The organism is Lacrimispora sp. (genome assembly GCF_036758025.1).
Lineage (GTDB): Bacteria > Bacillota > Clostridia > Lachnospirales > Lachnospiraceae > Lacrimispora.
In genome coordinates this window covers 26,695-52,545 of the sequence record NZ_DAIOXM010000006.1, presented here as the reverse complement: position 1 = coordinate 52,545, position 25,851 = coordinate 26,695, and the positions used below count along the sequence as shown (strand labels likewise).

Here is a 25,851-nt window from a genome sequence, read left to right as displayed (position 1 = left end):
TTTCTGCCTCCTGTTACGCCTTTAATCCGCTGGTTGCAATTCCTTCAACAAAGTTTCTCTGGAAAACGGCAAAGCAGACAATTACCGGAAGCACGAATACAACCGCTGCTGCCATAAGCCTTGACCAGTCTATGGAATACTCACTCATATACTGCTGAAGTCCCAGGGAAAGTGTATACATATTGGGTTTTGTAATGAAAATCAAGGGATAGAGATAATCGCTCCATGCGTCCAAAAATGCATAGATTCCGATTGTGGTCAGCACCGGTTTGCAAAGAGGCAGCGCAATCTTATAATAACGCTGGAACTCTGTGGCACCGTCAATTTCTCCCGCCTCAATCAAGCTGTTTGGAATTCCCGCAAAAAATTGCCGGACAATGACGATATAATACGCCTTTCCAAAAAATGCGGGCAGAATCAGAGGAACATAAGTGCTGGTCAGTCCAAGCTTTGAATAAATCTTATACATGGGAACCATGGTAACGGTAATAGGAATCATCATGGTCGCCATGACCAGACCGGAAATAATATCAGCGCCTTTCCACTTGATCTTTGCCAGGGAATAAGCGATCATAGGGGTTACCAAAAGCTGTCCGACCAGAGAAATAGCTGTAATAAACACAGTATTGCCCATGTACCGGAAATATGGAATTGCCGCAAATGCTGCCGGGTAATTGTCCGTCACCCACTGCCTGGGAAATACCTTTACAGGAATGGTAAATGCATCGCTGTTAGTTTTAAAAGAAGTGAGCACCATTACCATAAAAGGGGATATGAAAATCAAAGCCAGCACAGCAACCATGGCAAAAAATAAAATCCTGCCTATACGATTCTTCATGCTTATTCACCTCCTGCATCTTCTGTTGCTTTTTTGGTTATCTTGGTCATAAAAACGGTTAAAATTGCAACAATGACAAACAGAACCCATGCCATTGCCGTAGCCTTACCCATTTTTAAATAAGTAAATGCATTGTGGAACACGTACAGAGGGTACATGAGAATGGAGTTTTCAGGGCCTCCTGCTGCACTTCCGCCCTTTACACCTGCATTTGCACTGATAATAATGTAAGCCTGCTGGAAATACTGGAAAGCATTAATCAGGCTTAAGATGGCCTGATAGACCAAAACGTGAGCAATACACGGAATCGTAATATGAAAAAACCTCTCGATTCTGCCGGCTCCGTCAATTTCTGCCGATTCATAATAGCTTCTTGGAACAGACTGGAGAGCGGACATACATACCAGCATCATGGTACCTGTGTTCCAGGTTCCCATGAGCACCAGAGCCCATTTCGTATAACGGGCATCCATCAGCCAGGAAGGGCCGCTGATACCAAACCAGCTTAATACATTGTTGATATAACCGTAAGTGGGATCAAACATCCAAATCCACACCATAGTAGCCGCAACCATAGGAATGACGGAAGGCAGGAAAAACGCTGTCCTGACAAATCCTCTTCCTTTAAAGTTTCCGCATACAATGCTGGCTAAAAGAAGAGCCACTGTTAAGTTAACAGGCATGGATATAAACGCCATAAATAAAGTATTTCCCAAACTCTTCCATACCAGAGGATCGGCAAAAATGTCTTTAAAGTTATCAAGTCCCACCCACTGAGGTGCTGTTACTGCATTGAATTTCGTAAAGCTGTAATACAGAGAGCTTATTAACGGATATACGCTAAAAGCCAAGAACCCCAGAATCCACGGGGAAGAAAACAGCAGCCCATTGATAAAATTCCGCTGCGTCTTATTTCGTCCTTTCATTCCTTTGTCCCCTCTCCACTATTAATATTAAGGGCGCTGCAAGATGCAGATTTCTGCTTACAGCGCCCCTGTTTTATGAGTTTTTGCAGTTGTTATTTTAAGTTTGCGCTCTGTCCGGCAAGAGCCTTCAGTGCTTCTTCAGGAGTTGTTGTTCCTGCATAAACCGTATCCAGTGTAGCATTTACCATAGATATGTATTCGCCGTAGTCTGCCATAGCAGGATACTGGATTCCTTTTTCCAGCTTCAGTGCATCGATGAACTCAGCAAATCCTGGAACTGCGATGATTTCAGCATCATCATATAAAGCCTTTACAGCAGGAAGGTTTCCGGTTCCAAGGTCAATGATCTTAGCGCCTTCTTCACTGCAGAGCCATTTTGTGAAATCCCATGCGCCTTCTTTGTTCTTAGACATAGCCGGAACTGCTACAGAGTCAGTCTCAAAACGGCTGGTTCCTCTTAAGTCCGGGTTGGCTTCTGTTCCGGGAATCAGAGTAATGCCCCAGTTAACAGTTGATTTAAAGTTCTTCATCATGGTAGGCAGCCAGGAACCGTCAAGACGGAATAACTGTTTGCCCTGGAAAAACATATCCTGCTCGGTGTAACGGTTTGTGTTGGCAGTTCCGATAAAGCCGTCAAGAGCCTTTCCTCCAAACTGATCCCTGAACTTCACGTTCATGTTTAAGCTGGCTAAAATGCCTGGGTCCTCTGGGGTTGGCTTTCCGTCTTCACTCCACCATCTTCCGCCAAAGCCGTAAATCAGCTCCTGTCTGGCAGATGCATATGGGAATAAAGGATAGCCCAGAACTTCAATGTTGCCGCTGCCGTCTACCTTGGTAGCTGCTACTGCCATCTCATACATTTCTTCCATGGTCTTTGGAGGCTCGGTAAAGCCTGCTGCTTCCAGTAAATCCTTGTTGTAGAACATCTGAATGGTGTATGCATCTAATGGAAGAGCATAAATATCTCCGTCAATGGTATTAGCTGCAACAGCCTGCTCGGAATAAATGGAAGCATCAAAGGATTCCCCATCTGCAAATGGCTGCAGGTTTTCCAGAAGTCCGTTCTTCTGATACTGCATAACGGTCTGGTTGCTGATCTTGATTACGTCAGGTGACTCGTTGCTGCTCATGGCTACGATTATTTTCTGATCGTCGGTAACACTTAAGCCTTCTACCTTGTACTTGGTCTGAGAAGCGTTGTACTCACTGATTGCCTTCTCATAGACAAGGGCCTCATCACCTGTGTTGTTGTACCAGAAAGTGACGACTTGTGCTTCTGCATTTCCTACTGCAGTTGTCTCTCCTGCCCCAGTTGTCCCTCCGGCTGCTGTTGTCTGGGCAGCTGTGGTCTGACCTGTTGACCCGCCGCCGCAGCCTGTAACCGCCAATGCTGCCATGCCTGCGGCCATGATAATACTGATTGCTCTTTTCATAAATTACCTCCTTATAAATTTTGGTTTTGAACTTTTTGTTGACTCGATTTCAACTTTTTGTTTAATTTATATCTTATATATACTATGATTTTTATATTTTGTCAACAATAATATTTTAATTTATCTTATTTTTTTGTTTGTTTTTAATAGTTAATTTTTTATCTTAAACAAATACTTTATTATTACTGGACTTTGCCTCACATTTCATTTATAATTTATTTATACATTTTGTTGAAAGGAAAACACTACTATGGGATATGTTTCTGATAACTTAAACCTGCTGTCTGATATTGCCAAATGTATTGCCATGCAGTTCGGAGAAAACTGTGAGGTGGTTCTCCACGACCTCACATTACCATATGACAAAACAATCGTCGCAATCTGGAACGGTCATGTGACCGGAAGAAAGATCGGAGACGGCGGTACCAACGCCGGACTGGAGATTTTAAAAGGCTCCGCATCACCGGATGACCAGTACAGCTACATCAATGCCACCCCCAACGGGCGGATCCTGCGCTCCTCCAGCAAATATTTCCGGGACGAGTATGGAAAAGTAAACGGAAGCATGTGCATCAATCTGGACATCACAGATATGATCAAATGCGAAAACACCCTTCGCTCCCTCACCAGCTCCAGCAACGCCTCCATTCCCCAGACACCGGAACTCTTTGTGGGCAATGTGGATGAGCTGCTGGAAATCATGATGAAAGAGGCGGTCAATATGACCGGAAAATCCGTAGGAAATCTGACAAAAGAAGAAAAGGTAGCCATTGTACACGGCCTGGAGGACAAGGGGTTTTTCCTCATAAAAAAAGCAGCCGAAAAGCTGGCTGATTTTTTAGGACTGTCCCGGTACAGTATTTATAATTATTTAAATGAAACCACTCATTAATTCAGTGCTGCAAAAGAGGCGGAAGCACTGACTCCATGCTGCCGCCTCTTTTTTATCAAGCAGATCTGTATTTCTGCTGTCTATGAACCGTCATATACCTTTGCATCTTCATGAATTCCTTCCGAATCCACATGGTCAATGACCTTCTGGCCTTCTGAAATCCCTTCTTTGATCACCGCCTGGGAAGTAGTCTTGTATTCCACTTCCACCGGCAGTTTGACCGCCCTTCCGTTTTGAATCACATAGACATAATTCTGACCGTCAGCTTCAAATATGGCGCTGGAGGGAATCACCAGCTTATTTTCCCCCTGGTATAACAGAAAGCGGATGTTGACTCCATATCCTTCTTTTCCCTTTAAGTCTTCCGACTCATCCATGTCAATTTTCACATGAACCCGGTATTCCTCCATTCCCAGAGCAGAGATTCCCTTAGCCGCATAATCATAGACCTGGCTGATGGTTCCGCTGTACGTTACATCCTGATTTCTAAGCTGTAAAACCACTGTAACCAGGTCCCCCGGCGTCAGATAAGGCGCTATGCTGGTAAGCACGTCGGACTCAGCCTGAATACTTCCCTGCCCGCTTATCATTGCCGCTGTTTCTCCTGCCTGTATATAAGACATATCCTTAACAGGAAGAGAAGTCACAATGCCATCCCTGTCGGCGGTTACCACAGACTTTTGCAGCCTGCTTTCCAACTGCTCCAAGGTGGTTTCCTGAGACTTGATCTGGGCATTCAGCTGTTCCTCCACGCTCTCATAGAACCTTCCGTTAATGGTGGTTTCATCAATTCCCTGGGTCTTTAAGCTCTCCAGAAAACGGCGGCTCTCCTCATACCTGCCCTTGGCCTGCTCCCAGGCCAAAGCCGAATATTCGTAAGAAGCCCGGTTCTGCTCCCACTCCACTTTAGAAATACTTCCTGCCTCATACAAGGTCCGGGAGGCATCATAAACGGTTTTTGCCGCCTGGTAATCGGCTTCTTTGGCAGCCACTTCCTGTCTGATGGAATCTAAATACTCTTGAGGAGACGAGGTCATCACCTGTCCGATCCGGCTCTGTTCCAGCTTGGCCCTGTAGCCGGATAAGGTACTTTCACAAAGGGACTTTTCCCTCAGAAGGTCGGAATCATCAATCGTAAACAGAGTATCCCCTTCCTTTATCATATCATTTTCCCGTACCAGAACCTCCTTTACCGGGCCCGGTACCTCTGAAACCAGACGGAATTCTCCTCCCGATGTGATAATCCCCTCTTCCGTATAACGGTCTTCCACTGTCTGCAAGGAGGCCGCCGTTGTTTCCACCTTCATTCCCCTTAAGCCCTTTATCACCGTTCCTCCCACAAACAGAAGGGCAACGGCTCCTGCTGCTAAAAGACAAATTTTCTTTTTTCTTCCTTCCAATCGGATTTTCATAAGCCTATTCCCTTTCCTTTAAAATATCCGTAAGCTTGATCTTCTTCACAAACCTGGTCTGAGCCAGCAAAGAAACTCCTGCCATTCCCAGACAGGTGAGAAATGCGGTCAGATAGCTGGAAGAACTGATGGCCAGATCAATGGTGTAGGCATCAGATACAACCAGATGCTCAATCAGATATTTCACTCCCCTGCTTCCCAATATTCCCGTAAAGATTCCCAGTACAAAGTAAACCGCCTGCTCAAATAAAAGAATCCTTCCGATTTCCCGGTCTGTTCCTCCCATGATAACCAGAGTCCCAAGCTCCGTAATCCTTTCCCGGATATTGATCATGGATATATTATAAATGAGAATTCCTCCCGCTGCCACCGACATAAAGGCAAACATCTGAATCATGGCCATCATGCTGCCCATCATATCCTGGTAACCGCTTCTGATTCGGTCCGTATCCACCATCCAGGTCACCCGGCTGGTTTTTAAAAGCTGTTCCCGTACCTCTTCCATTTTTCCCTTTTCCACCTTTAAAAGAACGGTTCCCGCCAAGGGATCAGAATTGAAAAATCGGTAAAAGGCCTTGGTTGATAAATAACATCCGCTGCCCAGGCTTTCCTCTATAACAGATTTCACCGGAACCTTGACCCGCTCTGCCGTCAGACCGGGAACGGATATTTCCATTAAGTCCCCTTCCTTCAGATGAAGTTTACCTGCGATCCGGCTGTTTATGATCATCCCATCATCAGGCGGTTCATGATACTGCCCGTATAAATCCATAATCCGCCACATGTCAGATTCCCGGTTCAAGCCATAGACCATGGCAAATTCCGATAAATTTTCATGCTTTAATTCCGCCGCCATATGAATGATAGCTTCACTTTTTGCCACTCCTCTCAGCCCCTCCCCTGCTGTTTCTCCGCGTACAGGGGACACGTAACGGTCCAGAGATATCTGCAAATCATAGGTCTGCACCTTGCTGAACTGGTCAAAAAACATCTGATTGGCTACCCCTTCAAAGGAAAAAAGCACAGATGACATAGAAAAGGGAAACCCAATGGCTAACACGATCAAAAATCCCCGAAAGGGGTTTCTTACAATGGAGCGGACTCCCATTTTTCCCATGGAATCCAGCCTATCAGCCAAAAAACCGGGAAGGCGTAATATGGCCGCAGATGAAGGAGTCTTAGCCCTCATGGCCTGGGCCGGATTGATCTTTAAGATTCCCCGGACTCCCAGATATACTGCAAAAAACCCCGTTGCCAAAGCCATTGCCGTGCTGCCAAACCTGGTGCTCCAATAGCTGTGATACACGGTATTGGGCAGGTTAAAAATACCCACATAAATCTGAAACATATACCGCCCAAAGGGTGCTGCCAGAATATTTCCAAGGATGGCTCCCAAAAGCCCCACCTCTGCCCCTTGGTATAAGTAGGCTGTAATCAGCTCACCGTCACTCATTCCAAAGGCTTTCATGGTTCCGATCAGGCTCTGGTCCCTGTCAATCATCTTCCTCAAAACCACGTAAAGCATGAATACGGAAATAGACATAAACAGGATGGGAAGGACCGTACCCATGGAATACAGCTCATTGATTTCTCCTTCCACCATCTGATAGCTGGCCTGGTTTTCTCTGGAAGAAAGGGAAATGAGGCCGTACCCCTGAAGGCGGTCTGTCAATTGGTAACGGACATCCTCGTACCGGTATCCCTTTTCCAGCTTAAAACCCAGCTCATTCATGGAGTCTCTTTTTCCGGTCAGTTCCTCCATTCTGCTCTTTTCCATACAGGCAATATCGTATATCTTGCCATCGGGTATCATGGCCCCTCCCGGAGGAATGGCATATATGTATTCCGGCCCATAGCAGGTCCCTGCCAGCTCCAGTTTCACGCTTTTTCCGTCAATCAAAAGGGTCATAGGAGTCCCGGTTTCATATTGATAGATCCCCGCCATCCTGGTTCCTAAGTAAATGCCATCCTCCCCAGCCTCCACCCCCTTAAAAAGCAGTTGGTTTAAGGTATCAGAAGAATCATAGGACAACAAATGGACTGTCACAATATCCGTCTGGGAGGGAGCCAGCAGCCTTACATCAGCCCCCATTTTCCCCGAAACCTCTGATATTCCCGGAATTTCCTTCAGCCGCTCCAGCTCCACCTCCGGTATTCCCGATACCTGGGCAAATACATCGGCCATAGAACTGTTTTCATAATAGTGCTCCACCTGATCCCTTAAATTTCTCAGGGTATCCATCATTGCCGCATATACGAATATGCCGATGGCAATGATAAAGACTGCTCCTAAAAAAGACCCCGGATTCTGCATGGCACACCGAAATACATTTTTGCGGAAGCTTTTCACTACCAGGCCACCTCCTCCGGCTTTAAGGGTTTCTCATTGACCCTGATCCGTTCCAGATACCCATCCTTAAAATAAAAAACCCGGTCTGCAATCTCCGCAATGTTCTCATTATGGGTAATTAAAAGAACTGTCTTCTTATATGTCCTGTTAAAATCCGATAAAAGCTTTAAAATCTGGCTTCCGGTGCCGCTGTCTAAAGCCCCTGTCGGTTCATCGCAGAGGAGAATATCCGGATTCTTGCACAATGCCCTGGCAATAGCCACTCTCTGCTGCTGCCCTCCCGACAGCCTGCTTGGGAAATGACCCGCCCGGTCCAGAAGCCCTACCTGTCCGAGAAGTGTTTCCGGGTCCAGAGGATCTTTGGAAAGCTCTGCTGCCAACTGCACATTTTCCAGTGCCGTAAGCCCGGGCATCAGGTTATAAAACTGGAAAATGAATCCCGCATGGGCCCTGCGGTAAGCCGTAAGGCTTTTTAAATCCTCCCAGGAAAGAGGGGTTCCCTCGTAGTAAACAGCGCCTTTGGTAACCGTTTCAATGCCGCCCAGGATATTTAAAAGAGTGCTCTTCCCGGACCCGCTGGGCCCCAATATGACAATAAACTCTCCCCGGTGAATTTCAAAAGACACATTTTTTAAGGCTTCTACCTTGACCTCACCCAGGACATAATCCTTGCAAACCTGCTCCGCCTTTATGAGAACTTCCATAGCTCCTCCTTTCTCCCCTTTTATTCATATATATAACAATGTTACTATATGATATAAGCATCCGTCAATAAATCTTGACGATTGTTTTTATCGACAAATGCCTTATCTCTGATTTACCTCCCGGAAATGAATCAGGGTCATTGCAGTCAAAGATGTCTGCAATTTATATGAGAAAACGCAGAAAAGGTGAGAAGGAATATTATTCGAAAAAATAATATTCCTTCTCACCTTTCTTAAACCGCAGACAGTTTACATCAAAAGCCCTTTCTACCATTCCATTTTCAATACATTCCGCAGGTGTCCCCTGGGCAATGATCTGCCTGTCCTTCATGAGAATAATATGATCCGACACTTCCATTGCCTGATGAATGTCGTGTAATACCATTACCACCGTTTTCCCTTGCTCCTTTAATCCGCCTGTCAGTTTCAGGAAATCACGCTGTCCTTTGATATCTAAAAAAGTAGTCGGTTCATCCAAAATAATATACTCACTATCCTGAGCCAAAACCATGGCGAAAAACACACGCTGTCTTATTCCGCCCGACAGTTTATCTACCTGCTCATCTGCATACTGCAAAACATTGGCATATTCCATAGCCTGATGTACCTTTTCCCTGTCTTTTAAAGACTGTTTTCTGGAGAAACCCATATACGGAAATCTGCCATGCTCTACCAATACCCGGACAGAAAGAGCCGGTATGGTAGTTCGCACCTGGGGCAGAAATGCGATTTGCCTTGCCCGTTCTTTGGGGGATAATGAGAATAAATCAGAATCATTGACCCATATTTTCCCTGATACCACCCTGCAGCTTCCATTGAGAGCCTGTAAAAGTGTGGTTTTCCCACAGCCATTTGGACCAATCAGAGAAGTAATCTTCCCTTCCGGAAATTCTACTGTTATATTGTCCAGTACCTGAGTATTTCTATACCCTATGCTGACCTGTTCAAATTTAAGCATTGACCCTTCGCCCCCCATTCTTACGCCGAAGAAGATATAAGAAAAACGGTCCTCCCAGGAAAGACATAATAATGCCCACCGGCAGTTCATACGGTGCAAACAGGGTCCTTCCAATCATATCACAAATCAGCACAAAGCTTCCTCCAAGCAACGCACTGCACGGAAGCAGTAAGCGGTTATCATTTCCAAACAGATGTCTGCATATATGAGGCACAATCAATCCAACGAAGCTGAGCAATCCCGCATAACTTACTACCACACCGGCTAATACACTTGCTATGACAAGCAGAACAAACCTCACCAGATTCACACGCAGGCCCAATGACCTTGCTATATCATCCCCCAACCCCAGAATATTCAGTGCTCTTGCCAGCATACACGCCAGAATTACCGCAATCATTACCGCATACCCAGGCAGAATCAGCTTCTTGAAGGTTATTCCCGATAATGATCCAATCATGAACGAAGTCATGTTTACCGTAATATCCGCATCCATCAATTTAATTGTGTTAATCCCCGCACTTAAAAAGCTGGAAACCGTAACACCGGCAAGAATGATGGTGGTTCTGGAACTATCCGCAAGATATGCCAATAGGAAAATCAGAAGTGTGGTAATTAATGCACCAAGAAAAGCCATTGACGCAGTTGCCGTCATATTACCTGGCCAAAATGCCATGGCAAGCATTACTGCGAATCCTGCACCGGAATTTACGCCAATGGTATTGGGGCTTGCAAGGGCATTGTTCATAACTCCCTGCAGGATTACTCCGGCAGTTGCCAGACCCACTCCTGCCGCCAATCCACCTAACACCCGTGGAAGACGGACAGCCGTAATCAATATATAATTCTTTGAGGAAGTGTCCTTTCCTGTCAGACAATCAAAAATATCCTGTGCCGAAATAGAAACACTTCCCAGTAAAATCCCTGCCAAAACCGATACACACAGCAGGATAACTAATAAAATAATAATTAATCCTTTATGTTTCCTCATATCCAATAGACCATTCTTCTGTTTTAGCTGCAGCCAACGCCTAACCTTTACTCTTTACTATATAGAATATCCGCCAATTGCTCATAGGCTTCTCCCCATTTTGCATTTGGTTTGGAATTGTACAGCCTTTTATCTAATACATAATAATTTCCATTTTTCACTGCCGTCAGAGAATTCCATGCCGGGTTTGTCAGCAAGATATCCTCCACCACCTGCATTGCCTGTTCTGTGTTTTCTCCCTGCGTGGTCACAAAGATATAATCCGGATCTTCTGCAATAATTGTCTCCATACTGATATCTTCCAACCGGCTCTCATCGGAATCTGCAATATTCAGACATCCAAGTTCTCTGAGAATTTCAGAACCCACATTTCCTACACTTCCTTTTGCTTTCACATTGTCAGAAGATGCTCTTAAATACAGGATTTTAGGTGTACTTCCATCCGCTTTGGCAATGGCTCCATCCACCTGCTTCTGCACAGCAGTTCCGTATGTATCATACCGTTCTGTTTCTCCCGTAATCTGTGTACAGATATCCAGCATGTGAAGATAGTCGTCAAAATTATTCACATCAAAATATGCAGTTGCAATTCCCGCCTGAGCAAGAGTCTCCTCTAATTCTATTTGTGCATCAAGATTGGCACTGGCAATAACCAAATCCGGCTGAACCGCAATTAACTGTTCCATATCAGGCTCCAGCAAGTTCCCGATATTAACTACATCTTCAGACAGACCCAAATCAAAAGAAGTCCAGGTATCCCTGGAAGAAGCAACGATATCACCGCCTGCTAAAAGCCAGATATCAGCAAAGCTTCCCATCAGAGTTGCCACACGCTCATGGCTTTTTACCGTTACGGTTCTTCCCAAGTCATCCTGAAAGGTATATTCTCCTGTCTCCTCTGCTATGATTTCTCCAGTTGTTTCCACGTTCGCAGCAGCTTTTTCATTACTCCCGCAACCGGACAATGCGGCTGCAAGTGTAATAGTAATCATGGTTAATCTTAAAAATCTTTTTATCATATATCCTTCTCGCTTTCAAAACAGTCTTTTCAATCTAGATTTTTCTAATCCTAACACTATAAACCTATTAAGTCAACATATTTCAGGATTAATTATTCTTCCTAAAATCGGTAAAAAGCCGCAGAATACAATTCCTGCATCCTGCGGCAAAGCTTAAAGCATTTATATTAAATTCATCCCCTCATATGTCTGTAAACCTTCTCCGCTGTAATAGGAAGTTCTCTCACCCTTGCCCCCACCGCATTTGCAACAGCATCTGCAATAGCCGGAGAAGGAGTATTAATTACAATCTCCCCAATGGATTTAGCCCCAAAAGGCCCTGTAGGCTCATAGCTGCTTTCAAATTCCACCCGGATATTTCCCACATCCAATCTGGTGGGAATCTTGTACTGCATAAGGGAATTCTGAACCATCTGCCCCTTATCCGTATAAGTCACATCCTCATACATGGCCATACCAATACCCTGGGCAATGCCGCCCTCTGTCTGAATTCTTGCAAGGTTTGGATTAATAGGGGTTCCGCAGTCCACAACTGCCACATAGTCCACCAATTCCATCTCGCCGGTTTCCTGATCCACTTCCACCTCTGCCATTCCCACCATAAAAGGCGGCGGAGATACAGGGGAGGTGTGGGAAGCGCCTGCGGACAGCATGTCCTCATTAGAGCACATAACTCTGTTTCCAATATCTTTTAGAGATATTTCCAGCTCTCCCTCCGGCTGATATACCCTCTTTCCGTCAAACTCCAAGGAATCCTTATCACAGGAAAGATACTGGGCTGCCTTGCTTATAATCTTCTCCCTCATCTCCGTACAGGCCTTCACAACTGCCATTCCCGTCAGATACATGGTGCTGGAAGCATAAGAACCGGAATCATAAGGAGACACATCCGTATCCGTACCATGAACCACAATGTCCTCCACATCACACTCCAGACAATCCGCTCCCACCTGGGCAAGGGTAGTATCACATCCCGTTCCCATATCAGAAGCCCCGATCATCAGGGTATAAAAGCCGTCATCATTCAGGCGCAGCTCCACCGAAGCCACATCCAGACCGGAAATCGCAGAGCCCTGCATGGACATGGCAACACCTACGCCCCGGACCTTTCCATTTCCCATATCCACTGACGGATACTTTTTATCCCAGCCGATCATTTCCTTTGCCTTTGCCATACATCGGTCAAGGGCGCAGCTATTTAAGGTTTCTCCATGATAAGCAGGAAGGTAATCCCCCTCTTTTACCATATTCATTTCCCTTAACTTCACCGAATCCATTCCCATCTTTTTTGCCAGCTCATTGACCGCAGACTCCACTGCAAAGATTCCCTGGGTCGCCCCGTAGCCCCGGTAAGCACCGGAAGACATCACATTGGTATAAACCACGTCATAAGCAAACCGGAAAGCCTTTGGCGTCCGGTAAAGAGGTATGGTTTTTTCTCCGGAAAGTCCTACGGTAGTTGGCCCATGTTCTCCGAAGGCACCTGTATTAGACAAGGTATGTACGTCAATAGCCTGGAGAATTCCGTCCTTATTTGCACCGATCCTGACCCGGATTTCCATTTCATGACGGGGAGAGGAAGCGATCTGGGATTCATACCGGCTGAAAATCATCTTAGCAGGCCTTCCTGTTTTCATGGTAACAACAGCCGGGTAAACCTCAGCCACAACCGTCTGCTTGGCTCCGAAGCCGCCGCCGATTCTGGGCTTTACCACACGGATTTTTGACTTTGGAATATCCAGGGCATGGGCCAGAATCCTTCTCACATGAAAGGTGATCTGGGTGGAGGACACCATATTCAAACGTCCGTATGTATCCAGATAGCAGTAGGCACGGAATGTTTCCATCATAGCCTGCTGGTTGGCCTTTGTATGGTAAACGTGATCCACCACATAATCGCACTGGTCTAAAACCTCATCTACGTCCCCCTGCTCCTTTCCTCCGGAAGCACACAGGTTTCGTTTATTATCCGCTCCCACTGGAAGAAGACTCTGCCAGTCCTCCTCCGGATGAATCAGAACAGGATTATCTTTTGCCTGCCTAAAATCCAGAACCGGCTCCAAAACCTCATACTTTACCTTAATAAGATTCAGGGCCTGATCCACTTCTTCCTCTGTCTCGCCGGCCACAATGGCAACCGCATCTCCCATAAACCGCAATCTCTGATCCAGAATCAGCCTGTCATAAGGGCTTGGTTCAGGATAGGACTGGCCTGCCATAGTAAACCGTTTTCCCGGCACATCCTTATAAGTCAGTACACAGGCAATTCCAGACAATTTTTCAGCTCTGGAACAGTCAATTTCCTGGATCAATGCGTGGGCGTGAGGGCTTCTCAGCACCTTTACAATGAGACAGTCCTTAGGAACCAGATCATCGGTATAAACCGGCTTTCCGGTCACCAATGCCATGGCATCCTTTTTCACTACAGAAGTATTGACGCTTTTCATTTTATAGTTCATGCCCTGTCTCCTCCTCTGCTTAAATACTTTTTCACCGCCCTAAGCTGTCCCATATAACCGCTGCACCGGCATAAATTTCCGGATAAATACTCCTTTATATCCTGGTCCTCCAGAACGCCTTCTTCCTTTTCCATTGCCAGCACGTTCATGATCAGACCGGGACTGCAAAATCCGCACTGCTCCACTCCTTCTCCCGCCAGAAATGTACCGAATTCCTCGGCTTCCTTCTGAACGCCTTCCAAAGTCACTACCTCGCAGCCATTTACCCTCACTGCCAGCAGGGAACATGAGAGCCTGGACTTTCCATCCACTAAGACCGTACAAAGTCCGCAGTTTTCCGTTTCACATCCGCATTTTACACTATAGCAGTTCTTCTTCCTGAGAAGCTGAAATAATGTGGTATCAGCCTTTGCCTCCGCATAGATCAGCTTTCCGTTTAAGGTGAATTCGATTCTCATTTACTTTTCCTCCTTATGAAGTCCTGCTAAAAGCCTTCTGGTATATACCTCAGCCAGATGCTTCCGGTAATCTGCACTGCCTCTCATATTTGTGCCGTAGCGGAAGCTGTCGGAAGCCTTTTTTGCAAGCTCTTCCAAACCGCTGTCCTCTGTCTTTTTCAAAGCCACAACCTCAGCAAGACCCGGCCTTGCACCTATGGAAACGTAAACCTGATCTCCCTTTTTCGCCACACAGCAGGCAATCTGGGGAAAGTCTGTTTTAGCTATTCTCTGGGATCCATAAGCCGCCTGTCTCCCATCCTTTTTTATCCGAATCCTTACAAGAATATCTCTGTCCTGCTTCATCCGGCAGAATTCCTCCAGAGAAACCAGCCCGCCCTGGTAAAGCTCCACATAGGTGTCGAGAGCCAAAAGGCAGGTAATAATATCAGAAAATCCAAAGCGTCCGAATACGCTTCCTCCTACAGTGGCCCCGTTTCGAAACTGAATTCCCACAATAGAACGGGTACATTCCTTAAAAATGCCGCCAAAATATTCATTCAGACCTTCATGAATCTCCAACTGGCGCAGACTGCACATGGCCCCTATGGAGAACTCTTCCTCTGTTTCCTCTATTCCATCCAGTCCCAATCCGACTAAATCCACCAGCGTCATCCGCATCCGTTTCTGCATCTTCATCCACATCATCCCGCCGCCTATGGCGCTGCTTTTTTTCTGATTCAGGGTGTAAGCCTCTTCCAGACTTCCCGCTTTTACATAATTTTTAAATCGAATCACTGGAACCTCCTATTGACTCTCTGACTTTTCTCGTTGTTTCTATCCGGTTCTGGCCTTATTTATCATTAAAATTCTTCACTTTTAATTAGTACTACTTATAAATAAGGTTTTATATATTAAAAACACGAAAGAGTATATCATAACTTTGCCTGCTTTGGCAATGGTTCTGCCTGTTTTTTCTAAAATTCGTCAAAATTCTATTTCTTTCAAATCAATGCTGCAAAACAATCCTTTATTAAGAAAAAATTGGTATAATAATTCGTCATTTTCCGTCCACAATAACAGATGTAACAATCAATTAAGGAGGGCTTATCTATGTTAGTAAACGGGAAAAATGAATGTATTAGATGTTCCATCGACAACTGCGCTTATCACGCAAAGAGTGAAGACTACTGCACTCTGGATCAGATCAAAGTGGGAACCCACGAGAAAAATCCGGTAAAAAAAGAGTGTACTGACTGCGAATCCTTTAAGAACCAGGCATAACAGCCAGATTTTGTTTCCTCCTGAAAATACTGCGCAGCCTCATACTGCGCAGTATTTCATGTGTAAAATATAAACTTGTTCCTTTTTATGTGGGATGATATAATGCAGACAGTTATGGCAGGTATCCACAATAATAATAAAGGAGCATTCACTATGGATAAGATAAGCAATCTGATTTTAGAAATGATCCAATTTGACGCAGGAGAACCAGAGCTCATCCAGCATTTTATAAAAGTACATCAATTTGCTAAATTGATTGGTTCCATGGAAAACATTCCATCTGATGACATGGAAATCTTAGAAGCTGCTGCCATTGTTCACGATATCGGAATTAAAGTTTCTATGGAAAAGTACGGAAAATGCAACGGCAAGCTTCAGGAACAGGAAGGCCCTGCCTATGCAGAAGAATTACTGAAAAACCTGGATTTTAACCAGAAGGTCATTGAAAGAGTCAGTTACCTGGTGGCCCATCACCATACTTACTCAAATATTGACGGTATGGATTATCAGATTTTAGTAGAAGCTGATTTTCTCGTAAATCTATACGAAAACCAGTGCCAAAAAGAAACCATACAAAATACTTATCATAATATCTTTAAAACAGAAGCAGGGAAAAGGCTGCTTAACCAGATGTTTGCCAACGCTCCGGAAACTCCTTAAAATCAAAAAGAAGGCCGTAAAAGAATGATTCTTTTACGGCCTTCTTTTTTACATTTCTTTATTCATACAACGGATACTTATCACAGATCTTTGTCACTTCGCCTCTGATATAATCAGCCTTATTCTCAAAATCCGTAGCAGCCAGCCAGATGCACTCCGCGATCTTTTCCATATCATCTTCCTTTAATCCCCTTGAAGTAATGGCCGGAGTTCCTACCCGGACACCGGAGGTGACAAAAGGACTTCTTGGATCATTTGGAACAGCGTTCTTATTCAAGGTGAGGTAAACCTCATCACAGCGGTTCTGCAATTCTTTTCCGGTTACCTCCATACCTCTTAAATCAATGAGCATAAGATGGTTGTCGGTTCCTCCTGTCAGAATATTAAAGCCCTGCTTCATAAGAGCAGCAGCCAGAGCCTTTGCATTTTTTACCACCTGTTCCTGATAAGTTTTAAACTCAGGCTTTAACACCTCGCCAAAGCATACGGCTTTTCCTGCAATTACATGCTCCAAAGGACCGCCCTGGATGCCTGGGAAAATGGCCTTGTTAAAATTAAACTTATCCGCTGCAGCCTGATTGGCTAAAATCATTCCGCCTCTTGGTCCACGAAGGGTTTTATGAGTCGTAGTGGTGGTCACATCAGCATAAGGAATGGGGCTTGGATGAACGCCTGCTGCCACCAGACCGGCAATATGAGCCATATCTACCATGAGATAAGAGCCTGCCTTATCAGCAACCTCACGGAATCTTTTAAAATCAATCTCACGTCCGTAGGCACTGGCGCCTGCTACAATCAGCTTCGGCTTATGCTCCAGAGCCAGGCGTTCCATCTCATCATAATCAAGGAAGCCCTGATCATCTACGCCGTAAGGAATAATATTAAAATACAGACCTGAGAAGTTCACCGGACTTCCATGGGTCAAATGTCCGCCATGATTTAAATTCATGCCTAAAACAGTATCTCCCGGCTCCAGCATGGCAACAAAAGCCGCCATATTGGCCTGAGCACCGGAATGAGGCTGAACATTGGCATAATCACATCCAAATATTTCTTTCGCCCGCTCTATAGCAATAGTTTCAACAACGTCCACGACCTCACATCCGCCGTAATAACGCTTTCCGGGATATCCTTCCGCATATTTGTTGGTAAGCACAGTTCCCATTGCCATCATAACAGGCTCAGAAACAATATTTTCTGATGCAATCAGCTCCAGATTTCTTCTCTGGCGGGCGCACTCTTTTTCAATAGCCTCTCCCACTTCCCTGTCATATCCGGTAATAAACTTCATCACTTCATTTACCACGTTCATTCCCTCACTTTCCCTTTTGTCTCAGCTCATGTAATAAACCTTTTATAATTTTAACTGATATTACTGTATTCTATTTCTTATTTTCTCTTTTGTCAATAAATTTCAAGATTTCTTCCTTACACTTCCCCCGGAATCTTATAATTTCTAATTACAATCTGCAAAGCCTTATTTCCGTTATATTCATTCACCCCTGGATAATAAACCACATCAAGCCTCCGCTTATCCCCCAACTCCTCCAGAAATAAGTCCCCATCCGTAAACAGCATCCCATCCATAGGCGTCCCCTGCTCCGTTGCCAGAGACATTTTCACCGCATTTCTGTTCTTCCCAAGTACTCTCACACTCCTTATATGCAGCCCCTTCTGAGCAAACAACGGCTTCTCATTCCCCTGTCCAAAAGGCTCCAAAAGCTCCAGTTCCTCAATCAAAGGCTCATTTATGTACTCCAAAGGCATGGGAACGTCAATCCAGACCTTCCGCACAAAGTCCTCCTCTGTCAGCTCTGCCCCTTTATTTAAGCGCCTGCGAAACTCCTCCACATTCTCCTCTAACAAAGATAGCCCCGCTGCCATGGGATGCCCCCCAAACTTAAGCAGCAGCTCCTTCACCTCCACCAATGCCTCAAACATATGGTAAGATTCAATAGAACGTCCAGACCCTTTTACTGATTCCTCTCCATCTGTCAAAACAAAGGACGGCTTCTGAAAATGCTCCCTCAATCTTCCGGCAATAATCCCTGCCAAAGATTCATGACAATCCGGCAGATACACCACCAAAACCTTGTCATCAGCATAGTTCTCTTCCACCTGTCTGACAGCCTCCAGAGTCCCCTCCTTAGTCATATCCTTTCTCTGATCATTAAGCGCCTTTAACTCAAGAGCCATCCGGTCCGCTTCCTCCTCATCCTGGGATAAAAGCAGGGATAAGGCCAATTTTGCAGTATGCAGCCTGCCTCCCGCATTTAAACATGGCCCAATGACAAATCCGATCTGATAGGCAGTGATCTGGTTCTTATCCAGATTATTTTTCTCCATCAGCTTTAAAAGCCCCAGGCTTTTGGTCTGCCCCATCCGTTTCAGACCTTCCTTTACAATGATCCTGTTTTCATCCTGCAGCTTCATCACATCCCCAACCGTTGCAATAGCTGCAAACTCCAACATCTCCAGCCATTTCTCCACAGGAACGCCAAAAGCTTCATAAAGTGCCTGAACCAGCTTGTAAGCCACCAGCCCCCCGCAAATCTCCGGATAGGGGTAGGAACAGTCGCTCCTCTTTGGATTCACCACCGCATCAGCAGGCGGCAGAATATCTCCGTCCCCCTCCTTCATAATATCATGGTGATCCGTAACCAGAACCGTAAGCCCCAATTCCTTTGCAAGGCGTATCTGCTGAACCGCAGCAATCCCATTGTCACAGGTTAGTATGGTATCAATCCCATCCTCTGCCGCAGCCCTGATAATAGATTCATTGATTCCATACCCATCCTTAATTCTGTCCGGAATCTCATAATCCACCACAGCTCCCACCTGGGTCAATGCCTGGTATAAAAGGTAAGTAGAGCAAACCCCATCTATATCGTAATCTCCAACAATCCTGATCGGTTTCGACTCCCTGGTCTTCTCCTTAAGAATTGCCACAGTCAGTTCCATATCCTTTAATAAATAAGGGCTGTATAATTCCCTCAGCCCTCCCCTTAAATACCGTTCTACTGCTTCCTGTCCAACCACATCCCGGTTTCGTATAATTCTTGCCGTTACCGGGGATATGTGATGGCACCTTGCTATCTCGTCAAAATCAGCCCGTTTCGTTTGAAGCATCCATCTCTCTGCTGCCACTTTTCACATCTCCTTTGCTTCAATCCATCCGGTTCAGCCCTGCCAGGCTAACCATAGTTCCTGCATCTTAATAATTTCCGTAAATCTCTTCTTCATAGCTCTTTAACAGCTTCCGCCTTAACCGGTAATCCGGCAGCTTTCCTTCCACCACTCCCCAGAACGCTCTGGAATGGTTCATATGTATCCGGTGAGCCAGTTCATGAACCACCACATAATCAGCCAGCTCCTCCGGCAAAAGCACCAGCCTCCAGTTAAAATTCAAATTTCCCTTTGTGCTGCAGCTTCCCCATCTGGTTGCCTGATCCCTGACTGCAATACGGCTATAGCCTATCTTCATATCCGCAGCCCACCCAGCCGTCTTTTTCTCCAGATACTTCCTGGCCTCCTGCCGGTAGAACAGCTTCATCACTTCCTTGATGACCATTTCCAGTTCAGGCCCTGCCTGTTTCTCCGCCGGCCCCGCAAGGATCAATTCCCTCTCCCTTATAGAAACCCGAAAATTCTTTCTCCAGGAGTCGGGCACCACACGGAGAATATAACTCTTTCCCAAAAGAAGCACCTTCGCCCCTTCTTCCCAGTGAAACTCTTCCTTCTTTTTTAAAGAGGCCTGAATCCCTTTCATGTGAGTATAAACCCAGCTTTTATTTTTCTGCGCCAGCTCATGACCGGAGCGAAAGGATAGTCCCTTGGGAATCCTCACCACCACTTCCCCGCTTTTTTTAACCTGAAGTGCCATGGTGCGCCTGTCTGACTTTATAATCTCATAAGAATAGCTGCTCCCATCTTCAAACGAAAGAAGCCCTTCTTCCTTTTCCTTCTTATTTACCGGCATGTATCCAATCTCCATTTTTTCTGCGTCATCATCTATCATAGCTTTCATCCCATATCCCCCATTATAGCGAAAAAAAGCAAAAGAAACAACGGCCTTCTTTCAAACTTCCTCTGGTCATTCCCCCATTTCTTATGATATCATAATAGTAGAAACCTCAAAACACCCAACTCTCTGATACGGAGGAATCAACCATGTACCAAATTTTCTTACTGGATATCGACAACACTCTCCTTGATTTTGATGCCGCCGAAAAGCGGGGATTTGAAAAGCTTATAGAATCCTATGGAATAGAATACCGCAGCAGAATGCTGGAAGAATATAAAAAATTAAACCGGGATCTTTGGGATCTGCTTGAGCAGGAAAAGATCAGCCGGGATGAACTCTTAAACACCCGGTTCACCCGCCTCTTTCACTCCTTCGGCTTAGAAATAAACGGAGCAGAAGCAGAGTCCCGCTACCGTCTCCATCTGGGAGAAGGCGCGGACCTGCTGCCCCACACAAAAGAAACCCTTCTGCACTTAAAGCAGAAGGGGAAAAAGCTGTATCCAGCCTCCAACGGCGTCTATCACACCCAGATACAAAGGCTGAAAAAAGCAGGAATCTATGACCTGTTTGACGGAATGTTCATATCCGAAAAGATTGGGTATGAAAAGCCCTCTCCTTCCTTTTTTGAACACTGCTTTAAGCATATTTCTGATTTTTCAAAGGAAAAAACCATCATGGTGGGAGACAGCTTATCCTCTGACATCCAGGGAGCCATCAACGCCGGAATCGACTCCTGCCTCATCAGCCCTCCAAAGGCCCCTGCCACCACCAAAGCCACTTACCAGATCACAGACCTTTCGGAATTGATCGAATTAAGCCACTAACCAATCCCCTTCATAAACTTAGAAGGTGACTTTAAAGTGTACTTTTTAAATACTGAACAAAAGTGCTTATAATCCGTAAAACCGGTGGCGTCAGACACCTCAAAGATCCGATACTGGCCCGTATTTAACAGGACAATGGCCTGGGAAATCCTGTACTTATTTAAAAAATCCAGAAAGGTCTGCCCCGTCACCTCCTTAAACTTACGGCTTAAATAGCTGGTGCTGACCCCCAATTCTTCGGAAATGGACTCCAGGCTCAGCTTGTCCCCATAGCGGGAGCGAATCTCCTCCAATGCTTTGGAAACATACTTGTTTTCCGAAACATCCAGCTTCATGTAATATTCCAGATTCATGACCCCGGCCTCTGTATCTGCCTTTTCCATGGCAAACTCCATCTGACGGCTGCTGGCAATCTCCTCACCCAGCTTTTTCATGAGGACTGCCAGCTTTTCTTCATCCACAGGCTTTAAAAGGTATTCGCTGACCCTTGCCTCAATGGCTCTTCTTGCATATTCAAAATCCGCATAGCTGGTCAGCAGAATGCTTTTAAACTTCACGCTTTTAGAAGCTTCCTTTATCATTTCAATTCCGTCCATAAAGGGCATACAGATATCCGTAATCACCACATCCGGCTTATGCTCCTGTATTTTCAAAAGCCCTTCCTGCCCATTGGCCGCTTCTGCCACAACCACACAGTCCATGCCGATCCAGTCCGTCATATAAACCAGACCTTTTCTTATAATATCCTCATCCTCTGCTATCATTACCCGTAACATCCTGTTCCTCCTTATTCACCGGAAGAGTGACAATCAAGGTGGTTCCAATTCCTTCTGTACTCCGTATATCCACGCCGTAGGGCCTGCCGTATAGAATCCTGCACCGTCTGTGGATATTATAAAGCCCCGAATGCCTGCTGTTATTTTCCTCCTGCTCCAAAAGTGACAGAACTTCCCTGAGAACTCCCATGGTCATTCCCGCCCCGTCATCCCGGCAAATCATCATCAGGCGCTCCTCATGAATATAGACCTTGATCTCCACATTCAAACTTTCCTGCCTGCCAAAGCCATATTTGACGGCATTTTCAATCATAGGCTGCAGCACCAGCTTGGGAATCCGGCAGCCCATGGCCTCCGGCTCCACCTCAACAACGCAGGAAAAACGGCGGTTAAACCGGTATTTTAAAATGGTCAGATAATTTTCCAGGTGCTCCATATCTTCCTCCAGAGTCACCTCCGCCTTGCTTCCATCTAAGCTGTAGCGCAAAAGATTTGACAGGCTGAATACCATCCTGCCCGCTGTCTCCGGCTCAATCTTGCACATATACCGGATATTCTCCAGAGTATTGTATAAGAAATGGGGGTTAAACTGGGACTCCAGCTGTTTATTCTGAGCTGCTGCCAAAAGCTCCGCCATCCTCTTATTATTCTCCATCTGGTGTTTCAAGCTGTCCATGGTTTTATTATAAGCATCAGCTATAATCCGGAACTCATTTTCCCTCTCCAACTGAATCGGGGTGTCCAGGTTTCCGTTTCTGGTCATTTCCATCACTTCCAGAATCTTATAAAAATCCCTGGTCTTTTTCTCCGTCACCTTCTTTGTGCTGATGAACACCCATACCGTCATTAACACAAGGGCCGTTATAATCAATGTGCTGCTCAGCCCCAGGGAAATCACAATATTGTGGATATCTGTTGCCGAATAAACAAAAAACCGTCCGCCGTATGCAGGCTGTGTGGATACAAGAAACAGCTTTTTGTCATAGGACAAATATTGGCCCGCCGTTTTAAGCTCTTTTACCACCTGGTTGCTGGTATCCTGCAGTCCGTAATCATTGCTTAAATAGACCCAGCCAAACCGGTCTGCAATGATGGTGCGGCTCTCAGACCGGTCCAGCACCGCCTTAAACTGGCTGCTGTTAATGGTAAAAATCACATATCCCGTTTTTTCCGTCCCATTGATAACCGCCCGGCCCATGGCGATATCCCGGTCAGAACGCTTCCATGGCTCTGCCAGAAACACCTTTGTCTTTTCAGGCTCCTCATCCATGGCCCCAATAAGCCCCCATTGAATGCCGTCTGAAGCTGATAAATACCCCGGTACCTCTCCGCTGGAGAGCAAAAGCTGCTTCTCCCGGTCCAGGATAAACACATCCGCCTTATATCCCAGCCCATTGGAAACCTGATAAAACTCCTGAAATATCTCCATCCTCCCGGAAGCCTCCAGACTTTTTTCAAAAAGCCTTTTATCCAAAGCCAGCCGTTCCAGATTCTCTTCATATCCTCTTAAAGCCCGGTCCAGCTCCTGTGCCACATAGGAATTATGGGACTCATTTCCGCTTTTCTTTCCATAAATCAAAGCCCCGAAAAATACCAGGGTACAGACCAGAGTAAAGCCTACCGCCGGAATAATAGCATAACCCATAAACAACTGCCGCAGTTCATCCTTAAAATACCGTTCCTTTTTCATCAGTCCGCCCCCCTTCTATTTCAAGGTGCCCTGAAAAATATCTGAAAAACGGGAGGACCACCTGTCTTTATTTTCCCTCACCACATCTTCCTGGTCGTGAATCAAATAAATCTCCCGCTTATCAGGCAGATATCCCGGCTCCTCCACATCGATCCTGACAGAACGCCGCCCCAAGCGGGTGGATATGACAGTCTGTGCATCCTTTCCCGTCACAAAATCCACAAATTTCTCCGCATCCTCTCTGCGCCCGGTTCCTTTTATGATACACACCACATCAGGCTTGGATATGACTCCCTCCATCATATACACCACTTTAACCGGATAACCGGAGGCAATGTAATGGGTCGCTCCCTCTTCAAAGGTCAGTCCCACAGTAAAGCGACCATCTGCAACTCCCTGATACACCTCCTGGGAACTTTTGAGAAGTATTCCGTCTAAATTGTTGCAAAACTCTTCCACATAGCCCCAGCCGGCCTCAGGCTCTCCCTCTCCCATGGCATACAGCATATTGATCACATGCTCGTAAGCCGAAGAAGAAACAGAAGGATCACACATGGCTATTTTCCCTTTCAGCTCCGGTTTCAATAAATCTTCATAACCTTGGATTACAATGTCCCCTGCCAGATTAGTATTGACCATAAGGATACTGGGCATGTCAGTAAACCGGGGCATATTCCCTTCCTTGTTCTTAAAATCCTCCTGAACCATAGACTCGTTTTCACTGATATAGGGCTCAAATAAATCCCCTTCGGGCATAGCAGAAGAAAGGGAGCCACCCCATAAAACATCACATTCAGGCTCCTCCCCTTCTTTTATCATCCGCAACAGCTTCCCGGTTCCTCCCGTATATACCTCCACCCCGATTCCCGTCCGTTCCTCAAATTCAGAAACAATAGGATTTATTAATTCCAGGGGATGGGGGCTGTATACCACCAGTTCCTTGTCCATATTCAGTTCTGCCGATGGAACAGGGGGCTTGGAGGCACAGCCAGCCAAACAGGCCATGCACAAAACCGCTCCTGCGTATCTGATCCATTTTTTCATCTGCCCCGTCTCCGCCCTGTCAATGTATAATCTTATTTTAGCAATGCCGTTACAGAATGTAAACCCCCTTGGGGTCAAAATCCAGATATGCTTTTTCTCCCACTTCATAAATCCTCCGGTTAACCGGATTATAGTCTGTAATCTGAATCTCCATATCTCCTACCATAACCTGATAATACTGATAGGAGCCCATAAAGGTGGAAAGGGTAACATGGCCTTCCAGCACTCCGCTTTCCGCCAGGGTTGCACCCTCCGGACGGATTACCAGAGTTGCCTCGTCACCGGAGTTTGCCTTGGCAAAATTGTTGACCTCAATAGTATTTCCTGCCACCCGGATGGTAGCCTTTTCTCCCCTTCCTTCCAAAACTTCTGCCTTTAAGAAGTTTGCCTCTCCGATGAAATCAGCCACAAATCTGGAAGCAGGATGGTAATAAATCTCCCTCGGGCTTCCCATCTGCTCCACCTCTCCCCTATTCATGATAATGATTTTATCGGATATGCTCATGGCCTCAGACTGGTCATGAGTCACGTAAATGGCCGTAATACCTACTTTCTGCTGGATCTTTCTGATCTCCGTCCTCATGGTTACACGCAGTTTGGCATCCAGGTTGCTCAAAGGCTCATCAAAGAGCAGAACTCCCGGCTCAATGACCAAAGCCCTTGCCAAAGCCACTCTCTGCTGCTGACCGCCGGAAAGCTGGTTTGTCATACGGGATTCCATTCCTTCCATCTCCACCAGCTTTAAGATGTTCATAACCCGTTCCCTGATCTCATCCTTTGGCACCTTCCTGATCTGAAGTCCATAGGCCACATTGTCAAAAACATTGTAATGAGGCAAAAGGGCATAGCTTTGAAATACCATGGCAGTATCCCTTTTGTTGGGAGTCAGGCTGTTGATGGCCTCCTCTCCCAGATAGATTTCTCCCTGATCCGGGCTTTCAAAACCTGCAATCATACGCAGGGTCGTGGTCTTTCCGCAGCCTGACGGTCCCAGCAGGGTGACAAAGGATCCCGGCTCAATGTCCAGAGAAGTCTCCTTTACCGCATAAAAATCCTTTCCCGTCTTAGGGTCCTTATATATTTTTGAAATGTTCTCCAAACGAACCCCTTTTTTCTGTTTATCCATTTTG

23 protein-coding genes are annotated in these 25,851 nt (G+C 45.8%); 4 read left to right on the top strand and 19 right to left on the bottom strand.

The window, feature by feature from the left end; genetic code table 11:
- Positions 1–13 precede the first annotated feature (13 nt).
- From V7M78_RS07140 to V7M78_RS07130, 3 genes are all read right to left on the bottom strand, one after another.
- Entirely contained in the window at positions 14–838 is an 825-nt protein-coding gene (locus V7M78_RS07140) for a carbohydrate ABC transporter permease (protein WP_333647877.1), read from the bottom strand.
- Positions 839–840: 2 nt separating this feature from the next.
- Positions 841–1,764 (bottom strand): carbohydrate ABC transporter permease, encoded by a 924-nt coding sequence (locus V7M78_RS07135; protein WP_333647875.1) that lies wholly within the window; start codon positions 1,762–1,764, stop codon positions 841–843.
- A gap of 92 nt (positions 1,765–1,856) precedes the next feature.
- Positions 1,857–3,197, bottom strand: a complete 1,341-nt coding sequence (locus V7M78_RS07130) for an ABC transporter substrate-binding protein (RefSeq protein ID WP_333647873.1) — start codon at positions 3,195–3,197, stop codon at positions 1,857–1,859.
- A gap of 250 nt (positions 3,198–3,447) precedes the next feature.
- Here V7M78_RS07130 and V7M78_RS07125 point away from each other — a divergent pair, with 250 nt between their 5' ends.
- On the top strand, positions 3,448–4,089 hold the full coding sequence (locus tag V7M78_RS07125) for a helix-turn-helix transcriptional regulator (RefSeq protein WP_333647871.1): 642 nt from the start codon (positions 3,448–3,450) through the stop codon (positions 4,087–4,089).
- A gap of 80 nt (positions 4,090–4,169) precedes the next feature.
- Here V7M78_RS07125 and V7M78_RS07120 read toward each other — a convergent pair whose 3' ends face one another.
- From V7M78_RS07120 to V7M78_RS07080, 9 genes are all read right to left on the bottom strand, one after another.
- Positions 4,170–5,501 (bottom strand): efflux RND transporter periplasmic adaptor subunit, encoded by a 1,332-nt coding sequence (locus V7M78_RS07120; protein ID WP_333647869.1) that lies wholly within the window; start codon positions 5,499–5,501, stop codon positions 4,170–4,172.
- A gap of 4 nt (positions 5,502–5,505) precedes the next feature.
- Positions 5,506–7,851 (bottom strand): ABC transporter permease, encoded by a 2,346-nt coding sequence (locus tag V7M78_RS07115; protein ID WP_333647867.1) that lies wholly within the window; start codon positions 7,849–7,851, stop codon positions 5,506–5,508.
- Entirely contained in the window at positions 7,851–8,555 is a 705-nt protein-coding gene (locus tag V7M78_RS07110) for an ABC transporter ATP-binding protein (RefSeq protein WP_333647865.1), read from the bottom strand. The genes V7M78_RS07115 and V7M78_RS07110 overlap by 1 nt, the downstream gene beginning before the upstream one ends.
- A gap of 199 nt (positions 8,556–8,754) precedes the next feature.
- The gene (locus V7M78_RS07105; RefSeq protein WP_333647863.1) at positions 8,755–9,513 is read right to left on the bottom strand and encodes an ABC transporter ATP-binding protein; all 759 of its coding nucleotides are present in this window, start codon (positions 9,511–9,513) and stop codon (positions 8,755–8,757) included.
- Positions 9,506–10,504, bottom strand: coding sequence for a FecCD family ABC transporter permease (locus tag V7M78_RS07100; RefSeq protein ID WP_333647861.1), 999 nt, complete (start codon positions 10,502–10,504; stop codon positions 9,506–9,508). Before V7M78_RS07100 ends, V7M78_RS07105 begins: the two co-directional genes overlap by 8 nt.
- A 47-nt stretch (positions 10,505–10,551) precedes the next feature.
- Positions 10,552–11,523 carry an ABC transporter substrate-binding protein gene (locus tag V7M78_RS07095; RefSeq protein ID WP_333647859.1) on the bottom strand — a complete coding sequence of 324 codons (972 nt, stop codon included), beginning with the start codon at positions 11,521–11,523 and terminating at the stop codon, positions 10,552–10,554.
- 173 nt (positions 11,524–11,696) lie between these two features.
- Positions 11,697–13,970, bottom strand: coding sequence for a xanthine dehydrogenase family protein molybdopterin-binding subunit (locus V7M78_RS07090; protein ID WP_333648137.1), 2,274 nt, complete (start codon positions 13,968–13,970; stop codon positions 11,697–11,699).
- A gap of 8 nt (positions 13,971–13,978) precedes the next feature.
- On the bottom strand, positions 13,979–14,440 hold the full coding sequence (locus tag V7M78_RS07085) for a (2Fe-2S)-binding protein (protein WP_333647857.1): 462 nt from the start codon (positions 14,438–14,440) through the stop codon (positions 13,979–13,981).
- A complete protein-coding gene (locus tag V7M78_RS07080; RefSeq protein WP_333647855.1) occupies positions 14,441–15,217 on the bottom strand; it encodes an FAD binding domain-containing protein in 777 nt (258 codons plus the stop codon).
- Between the two features lie 315 nt (positions 15,218–15,532).
- Here V7M78_RS07080 and V7M78_RS07075 point away from each other — a divergent pair, with 315 nt between their 5' ends.
- Both V7M78_RS07075 and V7M78_RS07070 read left to right on the top strand, forming a co-directional pair.
- On the top strand, positions 15,533–15,703 hold the full coding sequence (locus V7M78_RS07075) for a DUF1540 domain-containing protein (protein ID WP_333647853.1): 171 nt from the start codon (positions 15,533–15,535) through the stop codon (positions 15,701–15,703).
- 153 nt (positions 15,704–15,856) lie between these two features.
- A complete protein-coding gene (locus V7M78_RS07070) occupies positions 15,857–16,363 on the top strand; it encodes an HD domain-containing protein (protein ID WP_333647851.1) in 507 nt (168 codons plus the stop codon).
- A gap of 58 nt (positions 16,364–16,421) precedes the next feature.
- On the opposite strand, the gene glyA is transcribed toward V7M78_RS07070, so the two are convergent.
- The 3 genes from glyA to V7M78_RS07055 all read right to left on the bottom strand — a co-directional run bounded on the left by glyA (position 16,422) and on the right by V7M78_RS07055 (position 20,390).
- On the bottom strand, positions 16,422–17,669 hold the full coding sequence (glyA, locus tag V7M78_RS07065; protein ID WP_333648135.1) for a serine hydroxymethyltransferase: 1,248 nt from the start codon (positions 17,667–17,669) through the stop codon (positions 16,422–16,424).
- Between the two features lie 122 nt (positions 17,670–17,791).
- On the bottom strand, positions 17,792–19,510 hold the full coding sequence (gene recJ / locus V7M78_RS07060; protein ID WP_333647849.1) for a single-stranded-DNA-specific exonuclease RecJ: 1,719 nt from the start codon (positions 19,508–19,510) through the stop codon (positions 17,792–17,794).
- Between the two features lie 67 nt (positions 19,511–19,577).
- Positions 19,578–20,390, bottom strand: coding sequence for a M48 family metallopeptidase (locus tag V7M78_RS07055; RefSeq protein ID WP_333647847.1), 813 nt, complete (start codon positions 20,388–20,390; stop codon positions 19,578–19,580).
- Positions 20,391–20,533: 143 nt separating this feature from the next.
- On the opposite strand from V7M78_RS07055, the gene V7M78_RS07050 reads away from it, so the two are divergent.
- The gene (locus V7M78_RS07050; protein WP_333647845.1) at positions 20,534–21,211 is read left to right on the top strand and encodes a YjjG family noncanonical pyrimidine nucleotidase; all 678 of its coding nucleotides are present in this window, start codon (positions 20,534–20,536) and stop codon (positions 21,209–21,211) included.
- On the opposite strand, the gene V7M78_RS07045 is transcribed toward V7M78_RS07050, so the two are convergent.
- From V7M78_RS07045 to V7M78_RS07030, 4 genes are read right to left on the bottom strand one after another with little or no spacing between them, the layout of a single operon-like run.
- On the bottom strand, positions 21,208–21,987 hold the full coding sequence (locus V7M78_RS07045) for a response regulator transcription factor (RefSeq protein WP_333647844.1): 780 nt from the start codon (positions 21,985–21,987) through the stop codon (positions 21,208–21,210). The two genes, V7M78_RS07050 and V7M78_RS07045, sit on opposite strands and share 4 nt — an antisense overlap.
- Entirely contained in the window at positions 21,959–23,677 is a 1,719-nt protein-coding gene (locus tag V7M78_RS07040; protein WP_333647842.1) for a sensor histidine kinase, read from the bottom strand. The genes V7M78_RS07045 and V7M78_RS07040 overlap by 29 nt, the downstream gene beginning before the upstream one ends.
- 15 nt (positions 23,678–23,692) lie before the next feature.
- The gene (locus V7M78_RS07035) at positions 23,693–24,829 is read right to left on the bottom strand and encodes an extracellular solute-binding protein (RefSeq protein ID WP_442914632.1); all 1,137 of its coding nucleotides are present in this window, start codon (positions 24,827–24,829) and stop codon (positions 23,693–23,695) included.
- The gene (locus tag V7M78_RS07030; RefSeq protein WP_333647839.1) at positions 24,771–25,847 is read right to left on the bottom strand and encodes an ABC transporter ATP-binding protein; all 1,077 of its coding nucleotides are present in this window, start codon (positions 25,845–25,847) and stop codon (positions 24,771–24,773) included. The genes V7M78_RS07035 and V7M78_RS07030 overlap by 59 nt, the downstream gene beginning before the upstream one ends.
- Positions 25,848–25,851 lie beyond the last annotated feature (4 nt).